This window comes from Actinacidiphila paucisporea (assembly GCF_900142575.1).
Lineage (GTDB): Bacteria > Actinomycetota > Actinomycetes > Streptomycetales > Streptomycetaceae > Actinacidiphila > Actinacidiphila paucisporea.
This window is the reverse complement of sequence record NZ_FRBI01000034.1, coordinates 1-14,502: the sequence shown is the minus strand read 5'-3', so window position 1 is coordinate 14,502 and position 14,502 is coordinate 1. Positions and strand designations below refer to the sequence as shown.

Annotated in this window: 7 protein-coding genes and 1 pseudogene; 3 read left to right on the top strand and 5 right to left on the bottom strand. The window is 68.2% G+C overall.

Annotated features, from left to right (window positions below; translation table 11 throughout):
* Positions 1–203 precede the first annotated feature (203 nt).
* From BUE44_RS31770 to BUE44_RS31760, 3 genes are all read right to left on the bottom strand, one after another.
* Complete coding sequence (locus tag BUE44_RS31770; protein ID WP_200804586.1) at positions 204–2,252, bottom strand: PQQ-dependent sugar dehydrogenase; 2,049 nt, start codon at positions 2,250–2,252, stop codon at positions 204–206.
* A gap of 128 nt (positions 2,253–2,380) precedes the next feature.
* Positions 2,381–3,472 carry an SGNH/GDSL hydrolase family protein gene (locus tag BUE44_RS31765; RefSeq protein ID WP_073502484.1) on the bottom strand — a complete coding sequence of 364 codons (1,092 nt, stop codon included), beginning with the start codon at positions 3,470–3,472 and terminating at the stop codon, positions 2,381–2,383.
* Positions 3,473–3,673: 201 nt separating this feature from the next.
* Positions 3,674–5,950, bottom strand: coding sequence for a ricin-type beta-trefoil lectin domain protein (locus tag BUE44_RS31760; RefSeq protein ID WP_235002666.1), 2,277 nt, complete (start codon positions 5,948–5,950; stop codon positions 3,674–3,676).
* 811 nt (positions 5,951–6,761) lie between these two features.
* Between BUE44_RS31760 and BUE44_RS31755 the strand changes: the two genes are divergently transcribed.
* Positions 6,762–9,374 (top strand): lectin, encoded by a 2,613-nt coding sequence (locus BUE44_RS31755; protein ID WP_079190269.1) that lies wholly within the window; start codon positions 6,762–6,764, stop codon positions 9,372–9,374.
* A gap of 118 nt (positions 9,375–9,492) precedes the next feature.
* Entirely contained in the window at positions 9,493–10,941 is a 1,449-nt protein-coding gene (locus tag BUE44_RS39000; protein WP_073502482.1) for a glycoside hydrolase family 76 protein, read from the top strand.
* A 461-nt stretch (positions 10,942–11,402) separates the two neighbouring features.
* Here BUE44_RS39000 and BUE44_RS38995 read toward each other — a convergent pair.
* Together BUE44_RS38995 and BUE44_RS31740 are read right to left on the bottom strand one after the other, a co-directional pair.
* Positions 11,403–11,726: pseudogene (locus BUE44_RS38995) on the bottom strand (class I SAM-dependent methyltransferase); the annotation flags it as partial.
* Positions 11,727–12,048: 322 nt separating this feature from the next.
* On the bottom strand, positions 12,049–12,744 hold the full coding sequence (locus BUE44_RS31740) for a hypothetical protein (protein WP_073502481.1): 696 nt from the start codon (positions 12,742–12,744) through the stop codon (positions 12,049–12,051).
* 1,550 nt (positions 12,745–14,294) lie between these two features.
* Here BUE44_RS31740 and BUE44_RS31730 point away from each other — a divergent pair.
* The coding region (locus BUE44_RS31730) for a MarR family winged helix-turn-helix transcriptional regulator (RefSeq protein WP_143172635.1) at positions 14,295–14,502 on the top strand (208 nt) is incomplete at its 3' end.

Below are 14,502 nucleotides of genomic sequence, written 5' to 3'. Positions count from 1 at the left end.
GCCGTCTTCTGGGTGCCTTCCCCGTGAGGTCAGGCGCCGGGGAGGGACCAGATCTGCGCGGCGGTGTCGTCGGTCAAACCGCACGTCTCGTCAGGCACCGTGGGGGCCAGAAAGGGCCAGACCTATCTGAGAGCGCTCTCAGAATCGTGGCGCCGGCAGCCGGCCCGCCGACGTGCGGACGCGTCGGCGGGCCGGGCACGGGATCAGCCGAGGGTGACGTGGAAGAGCTTCTCGTTGCTGTTGTTGGGGATGCTGTCCTTGTCGCCGTCGTTGCTGGTGGTGAGCCACAGGCCGCCGTCGGGCGCGGGTTCGACGGTGCGCAGCCGCCCGTAGGTGCCGTTGAAGTAGGTCTGCACGTTTGTCAGGTCGGTGCCGGATATGACCTCGCGGTACATCCGGGTGCCGCGCTCGCAGGCCACGTAGAGGACATCGCGCACGATGGCGATACCGGAGCAGGAGCCGTCCGCGGTGGGGTAGGTGTACTTGGGCGCGATGTATCCGGCGGTCCCGCAGGTGCCGCTGGTGCCTTCACAGGCGGGCCAGCCGTAGTTGCCGCCCATGGTGATCAGATTCGTCTCATCCATGATCGCGTTGCCGAACTCCTGCTCCCACAGCCGTCCCTGGGAATCGAACGCCAGGCCCTGGGGATTGCGGTGGCCATAGCTCCACACGTAGTTGCCGAACGGGTTGTCCGAGGGGACGGTGCCGTCGGGGTTCAGCCGCAGGATCTTGCCGTTGAGGCCGTTCTTGTTCTGCGCGTTGTCGCCGTTCTGCGCGTCGCCGGTGGAGGCGTAGAGCTTCCCGTCGGGGCCGAAGCGCAGCCGGCCGCCGTCGTGGAATTTGTTGCGCAGGATCCCGGAGAGCAGGACCTGCTCACTGCTCAGGGTGAGCTTGTCGTCCTCCAGCTTGATCCGCACGATCCGGTTGTCAGTGGGTGAGGTGTGCATGATGTACAGCCAGTGGTCACTGGCGTAGCCGGAGGAGATGGCAAGGCCGGTGAGGCCGCCCTCGCCGTCGGTGTTCTCGACGTTGGGCACGGTGCCCACCGTGGTCTTCGCGCCCGTGACGGGGTTGAGGTGGATGATGTCGTGCGCGTCGCGCCGGTTGTACAGGATCGTGCCGTCCGGGAGGGTGACCAGGCCCCAGGGGATGTCGGTGTCGCTGGCGATCTGGGTGACCGCGCACACCGGGCTGCCGCATGCGGCGCCGGTCTTCACACTGACGGCGTTGCTGTGGGCGGAGACGTTGGCCTGGGCATCGCGGGCCACTACGTAGTAGGTGTAGGTGGTGTTCGCGGTCAGTCCGCTGTCGATGAACGTCGTCGCCGGCGGGGTCGCCCCGTTGGCGGTGACGGTGCCGGCCTTGGCGGTGCCGCGGTAGATGTCGTAGTACTTCACCGCGACGTTGTCGGTGGCCGCCGACCAGTTCAGGGTGACCGTGGTGCCCGAGACGGACCCCGTGAGGTTGCCGGGCGCGGTCGGTGCCTGGGTGTCGACCTGGCACTGCGGTGGTGTGACCGGCACCGTGGAACTGGCCTGGGAGACGTTGCCTGCGGCGTCACGGGCATTGACGTACAGCCCCCAGGTCACTCCGGGGACGACGGTCAGGCTGGTCGAGAGAGTACTGCCGCTGACCGATTTGATCAGCTGGCCGTCGTGGTAGACGTCGTAGAAGGCCACGCCGGTGTTGTCGCTCGCGGCGCTCCAGCCGAAGGTCACCGAGTCGCACAGCAGGTCGCTCACCCGGGGGTTCCCCGGGACAGTGGGGGGCTGGGTGTCGCCCGCGGTGGTCTTCCACTGCTGGTTGCCGCCGCCGTTGCAGGTCCACAGGTCCACCAGCGAGCTGTTCGCGGTGGCCGCGCCTACGACGTCGAGGCAGAGCCCGGACTGCACTCCGGAGATGGTGCCGTTGCTGTTGATCTTCCACTGCTGGTTGGCGCCGCCGTTGCAGGGATAGATCTGGAGTTTCGCGCCGGCGGTGGTGGACTGGCCGACGACGTCGAGGCACATCGGGTTGTCGTAGACCCGCAGCTCCCCGGCTGCGGTGAAGGTCCACGCCTGGTTGGCCTGGCCGTTGCAGTCGTAGATGTTGATGCCCGCGCCGGAGGACGTACTCTGTCCGATCACGTCCAGGCACCGCCCGGAGGCGGTGCCGGTCACCGGTGTGCCGGTGGCCGCAGAAGCGGTGACCGCGCTGGTCGTCAGCATGGCCACCAGGGCGGCGACAGCTGCGAGCAGCGCTATGAGGGCCACGGGCAAAGGGCGTCGCCTTCTGGGATGGGTGGTTCCGAACACGCTGTGCTCCTTGCGAAGTCGGGATGCCGGCAGGACCGGTGTTCGCCATCGGCCCTGCCGCACGGTGTGCTGTGTGTTCGGGCCGGTCAGGCTCCCGGGGCGGACCACTGCTGGTTCGCGGCGCCGTTGCAGTCCCAGATCACCGCTTGCGTACCGTCGGTGGTGGAGGCAGCGGGGTCGTCGAGGCAGCGGCCGGAAACCGGGTTGCGGTAGCCGCCGTTGTACGGCTGCCACTGCTGGTTGGCGCCGCCGTTGCAGTCCCAGATCTCGACCTTGGTGCCGTTCGCCGTGCCGGCGCCGGTGACGTCGAGGCACTTGCCCAGTGCGTGCAGCGTCCCGTCCGGGGAGGCGGCCCAGGACTGGGCACCGGTCCCGTTGCAGCCCCAGATCTGGGCGGCGGTTCCGTTGACGCTGCTGCCGGTGTTGACATCCAGGCACTTTCCGGCGACACCGGACCGGATCGGACCGCCGGCGGCGACCGGGGGTTTGATCCATCCGGCGCTGTCCGCCGCCTGCACACCGGCGTTGAAGGCGTCGGCCATCTTGCTGAAGCCGTTGTCGTTGGGGTGCAGAGCGTCCGACAGGTCCGACGGGGTCAGCGCGCTCATGTCGACCAGGCGGACGTGCTTGCCGGCGGCTTGCTTGGCGGAGACGATGCCGGGGAGCTTGGCGTTGAAGTCCGCCCGGTACTGTTCCTCGGTCGTGGCGGTGGAGACGATCAGGGTGCCGACCAGGACGGTCGCGTCGGGCGCGTCCCGGGTGATCTGGTCGATCAACGTGCTGAGCCGGTCGCTGGCCGTGGTGGGCTGGTAGTTCCCATTCAGGTCGTTGGTGCCGATCTCCAGGGTGACCACGTTCGGCCGGTACTGCGCCAGGACGGAGTCGGCGATGCCCGCGATCTGGTCGATCCGCCAGCCGGAGTGGCCCTCGTTGTCCGGGTCGGACATCGGGCCGTTGCGGCCCGAGCCGACGAAGTCCAGGGTGTGCCCCTCGGCCGCCAGCTCGTTCCACAGGAAGCCCCGGTAGCTGTTGCCGGACGGGCTGCCGACACCCCAGGTGATCGAGTCACCCAGCGGCATCACCCGCAGCGGCGCGGGGGCCGCTGCGGCCCGGGGCCCGGTCACAGCTGTGCCGGCCATCGCGGGCAGTGTCGCGCCCAGGCCGAGCGCAGCCGTCATCGCGACAATCAGACCTGCCTTGTCATACCTCACGTCTTCTCCTGCTGTGTGGGGGTGCAAAAGATAGTGACGGGATTCTTTCTGGTCCTGCCATGAGGCGGGCGTGGGTGGCGGGCCGGGCGTGCGTCGTGCCTCGACGCACGCCCGGCCCGCGTCAGCCCCCGCAGCCTCGACTGTGTTCATCCAGGCGAACGCGCGGAGTCATCCGGTGGGGAGGTTCCATTTCTGGTTGGCGCCGTTGTTGCAGTCCCAGATGTCGAGCTGCGTGCCGTTGGTGGTGGTGAACCCGGGGACGTCGAGGCAGCGTCCGGATGCGGGATTGACCAGGGTGCCGTTGCTCACCGTCCACTGCTGGTTGCCGGCCCCGTTGCAGGTCCACAGGTCCACCAGCGAGCCGTTGGCGGTGCCGTTTCCGACCACATCGAGGCACAGGCCGTTCGCCTTGACCGAGCCGTTCGACACCGTCCACTGCTGTGCGCCGGTGCCGTTGCAGTCCCACAGGTCCACCACTGCGCCGGCGGTGGTCGAACCGGTGTAGTCGTCCAGGCACTTGCCCGCGTTGATCGCCGAGGTGACCGGTCCGGTGGCCCCGCCGGTGCCGCCGCCCGTACCGGGGGTGATGGACAGGTTGTCGAACTGGTCGGTGCGGTAGCCCTGGATGCCCAGGCCGGCCTGCCCGGTCTGGAAGGAGGCGTCGGTGACCGAACCGAACTGGTTTCCGTCGAGCTTGGCGCTGATCGTCGAGCCCTGGAAGGTCAGCGAGAGGTTGTGCCAGGTCCCGGTGCCCAGCGCGGTGGTGGTCCCGGTGGCCAGGGTGTGGTTGGACCCGTCGGTGTACATCTTCTCGATCCACCACTGGCCGGTGTCGCGGATGCGCAGGTAGTACGCGTTCATGTGCGACTGCGGGCGCTGCTGGGTGTTCGCCCGGCCGAGCAGCTCGGTGGTGCCGGCACCGCGCAGGTAGACATCCGAGCTGACGGTGTAGTTCGACCAGCTCGTGTCACCGATCAGCGCGTAGGAGTCGGAGTCGTCCTGCCATTCGATCGGCTTGACCGGCGCCATCTGCTGCACGCACTGACCCGAGCGGCCGGTGCACGGCTGGACCTCGAACGAGCCCTGCATGTCGGAGAGGTACGTCGCCTCGCCCCCGGAGACAACGTTGTCGAAGTTGTCGGAGTAGGGCAGCGCGAGCGCGTGAGCAGCCGGAGCAGTAGCGGTGCCCCTGCCGGCGCTGCCGACGGTGGTGGCGGTGTAGACGTACCCGGGCTGCATGGTCAGCGAGTACGAGCCGTTGTTCGGCGTGATGTCCTGGGTGTGGACGAACGACGTCGCACTGCTCGGGTTGTTGACGTTGGTCGCCCACACGTGGACGGTCCCGGTGGACAGGCCGCCCTTGACCGAGACGTTCACCGTCTGCGACCCGGTTGAGGTCGTGGTCTCCAGGACCGTGGAGTAGTCCGAGCCGGTGTTCGACTTGATCGTCACGTAGGTGCCGTTGTTCTCGTTGCCCCCCAGGTATCCGGAGGCGGAGTCGATGAACTTCCAGCCGGGCTGGGTGAACTGGGTGACCTGAGCGGTGGCCCAGGTGCTGGCGCCGATGTCGTAGTGGCCGGACCAGGGAGAGTTGGCAGTGGCGAGGCCCACGGTGTCGTACGGCAGGTTGGGGTAGATGGCCGCCAGGAGCGGCCAGTTGAAGTAGCTGACCATCTTCGCGTCGATGTAGCCACGGGTGATGGCTCGGATCAGCGCCGGAGCGCCGGTGTTCATGTCCTGCGAGCCGTTCTCGCTGTCCCACAGCGGCTTGCCGTTGTTCTTCGCCGTGGTGGTGCTGGAGCAGGTCTTGGCGTCGCCGCCGTCACCGCCGTTGCACGAGTAGTGCGCACCGATGACGGAGACCGCGTTGTTGAACGCCGAGTTGTTGGCCATGTCGTCGGCCACACCCCAACCGGAGTCGTCTGCGACGAGTTTCACCCCGGAGTAGCCGGCGTTGTTGAGCGCCGAGCGCAGCTGGATGTACCAGTTGGCGTCGTGGCCGCGTTCGTTCCAGCCGCCGAGGTAGTTGATGCTGAGGCCGTGCTGCTTGGCGCAGCCGAGCCAGGAGATGAGGTAGTTGATGGTGTCGGTCGACCAGAAGCCGCCGTTGATCCAACCCGGCGCGGCCCACGCAAGCCCGTACAGGCCGATGTTGGGGTTGCGCGCCTTGGCCTGCTCCGCGAGCCAGAACTCGTAGCCGGCGTTGCAGTTGATCACCCCGCGACTGTGTTCGATCGAGGGCTCCGAGCCGTCGGTCGAGTTGGCGTCGCCGCCGATCTCGATCTTCAGCTGCTGCAGGTTCGCGCCGTAGCCGGGCTTGAACAGGTAGTCGAGGATCTGCGCCTGCTGCGCGGCCGGATAGTCGCGCAGCAGGCGGGAGTTGCCGCCGCCACCACTGATCGCGCCGATTCCGTCGAATGTCCGGCCGCTCTGGCTGCCGTCCACCGTGATCGACGTGGTCGCCGCCTGGGCGGGAACGCTGCTGACCGCAAGAACTGCCGCAAGGAGCGCCAATACCCATAAGGGGGCAAGCTTCCATAGTCGTGACATAAGTGACATCCTTTACTGAGGGATTGGCGCACAGTGTGCTGTCATGTTCATTTGCCAGTCAAGGCCCCTGACAAGAAGACAGAAACAAACAACTGTCGCCGAACTCACCCAGTCAGCAAGCCGGTTGGAGCGCTACAGGAACGCACACCGACCCCTCTACCCAGAGGGCTGATCAACACCCTGCCCAGGTGGGTATGAGGCGTGCTTTTCAGCTACCAAAGAGCTCCCCCGGCACCCGGCCCGATGCGGCGAACTGCGCTGACAGCAGGGAGAGAGCGCTCTCTGAAACTAGCCAGCGACCATAGTCCCGTCAATGGTCTGGACATATGGTCGGACCGCTCGGCCGTCCAGCGCCATCCGCGCCGTCGACGCGGTCGCGCTCCCACGCCCAGGGATCGGCGGTATCGCGGGGCACCTTCACCCGGTCCTCCCCCTGGCGCCACCGACCAGTGCTCACCCGTTCTGACCTGCGGGCAAGGTGCGGAAAAGCAGCGACGAGAGGGCGTCGCGCCGGCGTCGGGCACTGCGGGAGCCACAGGGCGATAACACCCCCTCACGTTCAAACGCCTTTGCTCCGATGTCTGTTGAGTCATGTTCGCTATTTTGGTCCATTGCGTTGACACGCCTTCCGGGACTGCCCTTTGCTGTGCGGGTCTCACCCCACCGGCGCAGCAAGAGCCGTGCCGTCCGCACCTGGAGCCGCGAAATGAAGCGATGGCGTATCCCCCTGGCGAGCTGCCTCCTTCTCCTGGGCCTCGCCGCCCCCACCACCGCCGCGCACGCCGCCACGCCGGCCGGGGTGACCGATCCCGCCTCTCTGGTCAACCCGCTGTTGGGCACGTCCAACGGCGGCAACACCTTCCCCGGAGCCGACACCCCGTTCGGAATGGTGTCGTGGAGTCCCGATACGAGTTCCCGGCCGCCCGGCGGTAACTACGCTTACTCCGACAACGTTGTCACCGGGTTCAGCCTCAACCACATCTCCGGTCCCGGCTGCGGCGCGATGGGAGACATCCCGGTGCTGCCGACGATCGGCACCGTCGACGGCGGCGCGACCCAGACGTTCAGCCACAGCAACGAGTCGGCGAGCGCGGGCGCGTACGCGGTGACCCTGGGCAACGGCGTGCAGACCGAGCTGACCGCCACGGCCCGCTCGGGCATGGCGCGGTTCACCTTTCCCGCCAGCACGCAGGCCAATCTGCTGTTCAAGCTGAACGCGGACAAGGCCACCAACCTGCACTTCAACCGGGTCAGCAGCACCGAGGTCAGCGGTTCGGTGGACGCCGGGCTGTTCTGTGCCTCGGCGCCGTCCTACACCGCCTATTTCGACATGGTCTTCGACCAGCCGATGACGGGCAACGGCACCTTCAACGGCGGTGATTCGGTCACCTTCAACACCACGAACAACCGCACCGTGCAGGCCAAGGTCGGCCTGTCCTACGTATCGATCGCCGGAGCAACCGCCAACAGGGCGGCGGAGAACGGCGGCTGGGACTTCAACGGCACCCGCACCGCCGCGCACAACGCGTGGAACGCGGTACTGAACAAGGTCGCGATCAGCGGCGGCACCTCTGACCAGCAGAAGGTGTTCTACACCTCGCTCTACCACTCGCTGCTGCACCCGAACCTGCTGAGCGACAGCGACGGCCGCTACTGGGGCTTCGACCACCAGGTGCACACGGTCTCCGGCAACCAGAAGGCCCAGTACGGCACCTACTCCGGCTGGGACATCTACCGCACTCAGGCGCAGCTGGAGGCGCTCGTCGCTCCCCAGCAGGCCAGTGACAGCGCGCAGTCGCTGGTCAACGACTACACGCAGGCCGGGTTCTTCCCCAAGTGGTCGCTCAACTCCGCCGAGACCCAGGTGATGAACGGCGATCCGGGCCCGGCCGTCGTCGCGGACTACTACGCCTTCGGCGCCCGGAACTTCGACACCGCGACCGCCAAGGCCGCCATGGTCAAGGAGGGCACCACCAGCAACCCGATCCGGATGGGCCTGGACCTGCAGACCAAGTACGGCTACCTGCCGTCGGACGGGGCCTACCCCAAGGACTTCTACGGCTCGGCCGCGACCCTGCTCGAATACAGCGCGCAGGACTTCGCGACCTCCGCCTTCGCCGGCGCGCTCGGGGACACGACCACCCAGTCGCAGTTCGCCAACCGCGCGCAGGACTGGAAGAACGAGTTCAACCCCTCCAGTGGCTTCATCCAGCCCAAGCAGGCCAACGGCTCCTGGAAGTCCGGCTTCAACCCGACCAGCAGCGACCAGTTCGTCGAGGGCACGTCCTGGCAATACACCGGCGCGGTCCCGCACAACATCCGCGGCCTGGCCGACGCGATGGGCGGCAACGCCAAGTACGCCGCCTACCTCGACAGCGTCCTGTCTGACCTCCACGGCTCCGGCGGCGCGCACGCCGACCTCGGCAACGAACCCTCCGTCGAACTGCCTTGGGAGTACGACTACGTCGGCCAGCCCTGGAAGACGCAGAAGATCGTCCGCCAGGTCCAGGACCAGCTCTGGCCGAACAATCCGGCCAACTGGGGCGTCGGCAACGACGACCTGGGCACCATGAGCGCCTGGTACGTCTTCTCCGCGATGGGCTTCTACCCCGAGACCCCCGGCACCGCAGACCTCGCCCTGGGCAGCCCGCTGTTCACATCCGTCGACGTGACCCTGGGCAGCGGCGGCCACATCCTGGTCAACGCCCCCGCCGCCGCCGACAACGCGCCCTACGTCCAGAGCGCCACCCTCAACGGCGCCAACTGGAACAACGCCTACCTGCCGCCCTCCTTCGCCAGCAGCGGAGGCACGCTCAACCTCACCCTCGGCACCAGCGCCAACACCAACTGGGCCACCGCCGCCTCCTCCGCGCCGCCGTCCTACAACGGCAACGGCGGCGCCAAGCCCCCGGGACCGCCGGTGGGCTCCACCGGACCGGTCACCTCGGACAACGCCGGCAAGTGCATCGACGACAACACCGGCTCGACGACCAACGGCACCAAGATCCAGATCTGGAGCTGCAACAACTCCACTGCCCAGCAGGTCACCAAGGGCACCGACGGCACCCTGCAGATGGTGGGCAAGTGCGTGGAGGTCACCGGCAGCGGCGCCACCGCCAACGGCACCCTGATCGAACTGTGGGACTGCAACGGCGGCAACAACCAGAAGTGGACCTACAACTCCGGCACCAAGGCCCTGGTCAACCCGCAGTCGGGCCGCTGCCTCGACATCCCCAACTCCAGCACCAACGACGGCACACAGTTGCAGATATTCGACTGCAACAACACCAACGCACAGCGCTGGAACCTCCCCTCCTGACCGCTGTCCGGCCGCGGCCCGGTGAGACCTCCCCCGTCCGGGGTCGTCTCACCGGGCCGCAGGGAGGGCGCCCCCCATCGAGCCCTCAGGCAACACCCCCCACGAGGAGAGAAGAACGATGACCGCACTTTCCCTCAGACAGTGGACAGCGCGAGCAGTGGTCGCCCTGCTCAGCATGCTGCTGTTGGTTTCGGGCACCACCAGCGCGCAGGCCGCGCCCACCCCGGCGGGCAACAGCATCGCGGTCCTGATGCAGTCCTACGACGCGAACAACGGCCGGATCGACGCAGGCGGCTGGTGGACCTCGGCAGTCTCCCTGAGCACCGTGATGACCTACCACCAGGCCACCGGCGACACCCAGTACGACTACGCCATCTCCGGCGCTTTCGCCAAGAACAGCAACTTCACCAACGACTACATCGACGACACCGGCTGGTGGGCCCTGGTCTGGCTCCAGGCCTACGACATCACCGGCAACACCAGCTACCTGAACATGGCCAGGACGACCACCAACTACATGCACAGCTACTGGGACTCCGCCTGCGGCGGCGGCGTCTACTGGAGCACCGCCAAGCAGTACAAAGCCTCGATCGCCAACGAACTCTTCCTCGCCGCCACCGCCGGGCTCCACAACCGCATTCCCGGCGACACCACCTACGGCGGCTGGGCCACCGCCGAGTGGAACTGGTTCAAGAACTCGGGTCTCATCAACGGCAACCTCGTCCGTGACGGCCTCAACGTCCCCAACTGCACTTTCAGCACGGCGAACTACTCGTACAACCAGGGCGTCATCCTCCAGGGACTCATCGAGCAGTCCCGGGCCACCGGCGACACCTCACTGGTGACCACGGCGAAGACGATCGCCGACGCCGCAGTCTCACGGTTCAACCACAACGGCGTGCTCTACGACGGGTGCGAACCCAACTGCACCGGCGACGGCTCGGCGTTCAAGGGCATCTTCGCCCGCTACCTGCGAGCCCTGGCCACCGCGACCAAGAGCACCCAGTACGACACCTTCCTCGCCACTACCGCCAGTTCGATCCTCGCCAACGACACCAACGGCGCCGGCCAGCAAGGCAACTCCTTTGTCGGGCCGTTCGCCCTGTGGACGCCCACCACCCAGGCGAGCGCGGCCGAGGCCCTGGTCGCCGCCCTGGGCACCACCAGCGCGCCACCGCCCGGCACCACCGGCGTCCTTCGCGGACAGGAATCCTCGCGCTGCGTGGACGTCCCCGCAGCGAGCCACACCAACGGCACGCAGGTGGCTTTGTGGGACTGCAACGGCGCGGCCAACCAGTCCTGGACAAGCGACACCTCCGGGCGCCTGACCGTCTACGGCACCAAGTGCCTGGACGTCCGCACGTCGGGAACCGCCGACGGCACACCAGTGCAGATCTACGACTGCAACGGCACCAGTGCCCAGCAGTGGAACCTGCGCTCGGACGGCACGGTCGTCAACACCGGCTCGGGGAAATGCCTGGACGCCACCGGCCACGGCACCGCCGACAACACCCTGCTGGAGATCTGGACCTGCAACGGCGGCACCAACCAGAAATGGAGCCGGTGAGAGCCGTCCGGTGAACACCACCTCCCCGTACAGCGGCCGGTGGACAGCATGACTTCCGGCTGTCCACCGGCCGCATACTCCTGGCAGAGCGTGGTGCTCCGCTCCGGCAGGAGGCAACCTTTGCTCCTGGCGGTGGGAGGTCGGAGCTCGACTCGTGCGGACATCGGGGCGTCATCTTCAGGCTGCAACACCATCCGGGGCTCCTCGGAGAGCGGTCGCTGGGCGTCGATGAAGGCGCGGGAGCCGTGCGAGAGCCCCCAGTTCCAGAACGTGTCGGCGTCGGGGACGGGAAGGCGCTGCTCGATGGCGGTCTCACTGACGCTGGTGAACCCCGCTGTCGCGAGGAACTGCTCCTCGTCCAAGGGTCGGCTGAGCCGTCCTTCGCCGACGGGTATCCGGGGCTGGAACTCGCGGAAGAGGGCACCGTAGAACTCCCACTCCGGCGCGTCCTCGACCGCGCCGGGGACGGAGAAGGAGAACACCCCGCCGGGAGTGAGGACTCGACGGATCTCCTGGGCCGCCACAGCCGGATCATCGAGCAGGTGGACGACGAATCCCGCACAGACCAGGTCGAAGCAGCTGTCGGGGAAGTCCAGCTGGTGAGCGTCCATCACCCGCGCTTCACGAACCTGCGGGTGCTGGATCGAGATCCGCTCGATCATGCCAGGGGCGCAGTCCACCGCCGTCACCTGGCAGCCGCGGGCGAGCGCGGCCGCGGTCAGGGCGCCACGCCCGGCGCCCAGGTCGAGGACACGGGTACCGTGCACCGGAGCGAGCCACTCCATGTGCTGTTGGCCGAACCCGGTGAAGAACGGCAGTACCTCGTCAAATACCGCGGCCACTTCGTCGAAGAGGGCGGTAGCCCGCGCTGCGGTCATGGCCGGTCATCCTGGCAGAGGGACAGATGGTCTGCACACCTATTTCGCCACTGGGCGCTCGGCCCCTACTCGCGGGAGACAGTGACCACCGACAGCAGTCGCTCGCCCCCTTCCCGCCCAGCGGCGGCGGCGCATTCTCCAGGGGGCGGGTGGCCTCGGCAATCGCGGGGGCCTCGACGAGGACGGGTTGGGTAGCTGATGGCTGAGCCGCGGGTGGGCGGAGTGGCGCTCAGGGCATCGTGGGTGATCCGGGGATCAGGGCCGCGTCCGTGGTGTCCCGCGCGGCGGGTGGAGTGATGGTCCGCGGACCACCGAAGTCGAAGAGGTCGACGGCGACGGACCGGCCGGTTCCCAGTGTCGTGACCCAGCGGACCGGCTTGCCGTCGGAGCCGGACCATACGTCCAGCTCCGCGCTGTCGGCGCCCGCCAGCAAGGCGGAGGGCGAGGTGCCCACCGCTTGCACCAGCCGGCTGTCGGCGGACAGCGCCGCGCGGGTGACTGTGCCTCTGTAGTGCCTGGCGACCGTGTCGTCGAGGTTCTCTTCGCCCAGGTCCGTCCAGCCGGTGGCGTCGGGCAGCATGCGCAGGCCGTCCTCGGGGTTGACCTGCAGCCCGCGGGTGGCCGTATCACTGCCGTCGGCGGACTTCGGTAGCGGCGTACGCATCCAGTGCCGGCCCTTGAGCGGTCCGCTGGGCTGCGGGTCGACGCGGTAGTAGTAGCGGTCGCCGACCAGCAGCACTTCGGTCTTGTCAGCCGAGTGCAGGTGCTGCAGGCCCAGTTGCGCCGTCGGGGCACGCACGTCCATGGCCGGCTGGGCGCTCCAGGTGAACAGCCCGTCGTAGCGGGTCTTGCGGCCGTCGAAGACCACGTTCTCGATGGCGGTCACCGATTGGTGGTCGTCGCTCCACGCCGCGAGTCGCTGCATCAGCGAAGTGAGCCTGACACTGTCCGGACTGGCGGTCGTGGGCACCGGGGAGGCCGAGATGGGGACAGAAGACGGCCGCGCGGCGTGCGGCCGGCCGGCCCGGCCGGATGAGCAGCCCGCTACACCTCCCAAGGCCGCCGCAGTAGCCACGCACACCGCGAGCAAACGTGTCCTCATGCTGTACTCCCCCACCCTGGGCCCCAGCCTCGTGGACCACATTGCTTCGTGCGGCCGACCGCTTCGCAAAGGCACTGTAATCGCCCCCGGGAGCGATCACCGAGTCACATCCGACCAGGCAACCGCAGGCGGCGGCAGCCGTACGCCCAGGCTGACGCCGAGCAGCGCCTCGTCTCGCCTCGCCTCGCGGATTGGTGCGGCCCGGCGGGCAACACAACGACATGGCGGGAAGCGGTGGCGCGCGGCCGACCGTACAGGAGACGGGCCGACGGATGCACGAACCCGGACCGGGGGATGGAGACCAGCAGCCGGCGGCGGAGCTGTGGAGACTGTGGTCGCACAGCTGGCGCCTCCCCGTCACTGGGGACGGCAGGCGGTGGGTGCCGAACGGCGTCGCTGCCGATCGGCGGCTGGAGGCCGACGGCAGGGCGGGCAGCTGGACCGGCGCACGGGCGAGGCGAGACGAGGCGGCCGCCGGTGCCTGCCTGCAAGGCGGACGTCGCGGTACGACGGCTCACGTCGTCGCGCAGCTGCCGGGCACCGCCGCGCTCACCAGTCTCCCGACTGTGGCCATGGCCGTGGGAGGTGCCCCGTCGTGGGCCCTGCTCCTCACCACGTTCCCCGGGCGCTTCGCCGGCGTCGTCGCCCCTGTCACCGCCGCCGTAACACCGCAGTCAGCGTGAGCCGGCTCGTCGGAGGCACGCGGCGGGGTTCAGGCGTGCAGGCCCTGCCTCCGTCCGGGTAGCCAGGCGGAGGGCGCTACAGGACGAGGCCGCCGCTGCGTGCGGACCACAACCGGCGCCGGCTGAACGCACGATGCCGGGGGCCGGGCGGGAAGGGATCAGACGCCCGGCGACACTTCAGTCGGGCGCGGCGCTCCGGCGTGGCCCGAAGGTGCGCGGTAGCGGCTACGTCTCCTCGGCGTACCGTCGCTGACGGGGCTGGGTGAGCGGTCGGCGGGGCGCACAAGGGGTGCCCGGGTGCCCGCTGTCGCCAGGTCTCCCCATGCCCGCACCGCACCGTTACGCCCAATCCCGGGACGGCACCGATCCGCGAGTTCCACAACACCTTGATTGCCCCGTCCCCGCACTTCCCACCGTTTCCCGCCCCTACATGCAGTTTCCCCAGAGGTAAGCCCAGTTCGGGGTGCGGCGGGTCGTACTCCGCTGCCGTCCGGTGAGGGTTCGACGGCACGGGACAACGCCCATCGGTCGAAGCCTCCCGCGCCAGTCGGCCATCTCCATAGATTCTAAATATAAAACTGTTATGCTTTGAGCATGAGTCGTCACGACACCGCTCCTGGCGCGTCCGCCGCCATCGGGGCAGCCCTCTACCGCCTGGCCACCAGGGCCGCGAGACGCCTGCCCCGGGACATGAGCCTGACGTCCGCCGCGACCCTGGCCACCCTGGACCGGACCGGCCCGCGGCGCATCACCGATCTGGCCGCGGTCGAGGGCGTCACCCAGCCCGCGATGACGACCCTGGTCCGGGTGCTGGAAGAATCCGGCCTGGTCGAACGGCGGGGCGACGCGTCCGACAAGCGGGTCACACTGGTGTGCCTGACCCAGGCCGGCGCCTCCT

What these genes read in the sequence shown, in the direction of transcription:
- BUE44_RS31765 (WP_073502484.1), bottom strand. Translation starts at nt 3,472, where the DNA reads ATGACGGCTGCGCTCGGCCTGGGCGCGACACTGCCCGCGATGGCCGGC.
- BUE44_RS31755 (WP_079190269.1), top strand. Translation starts at nt 6,762, where the DNA reads ATGAAGCGATGGCGTATCCCCCTGGCGAGCTGCCTCCTTCTCCTGGGC.
- BUE44_RS39000 (WP_073502482.1), top strand. Translation starts at nt 9,493, where the DNA reads ATGACCGCACTTTCCCTCAGACAGTGGACAGCGCGAGCAGTGGTCGCC.
- BUE44_RS31740 (WP_073502481.1), bottom strand. Translation starts at nt 12,744, where the DNA reads ATGCAGCGACTCGCGGCGTGGAGCGACGACCACCAATCGGTGACCGCC.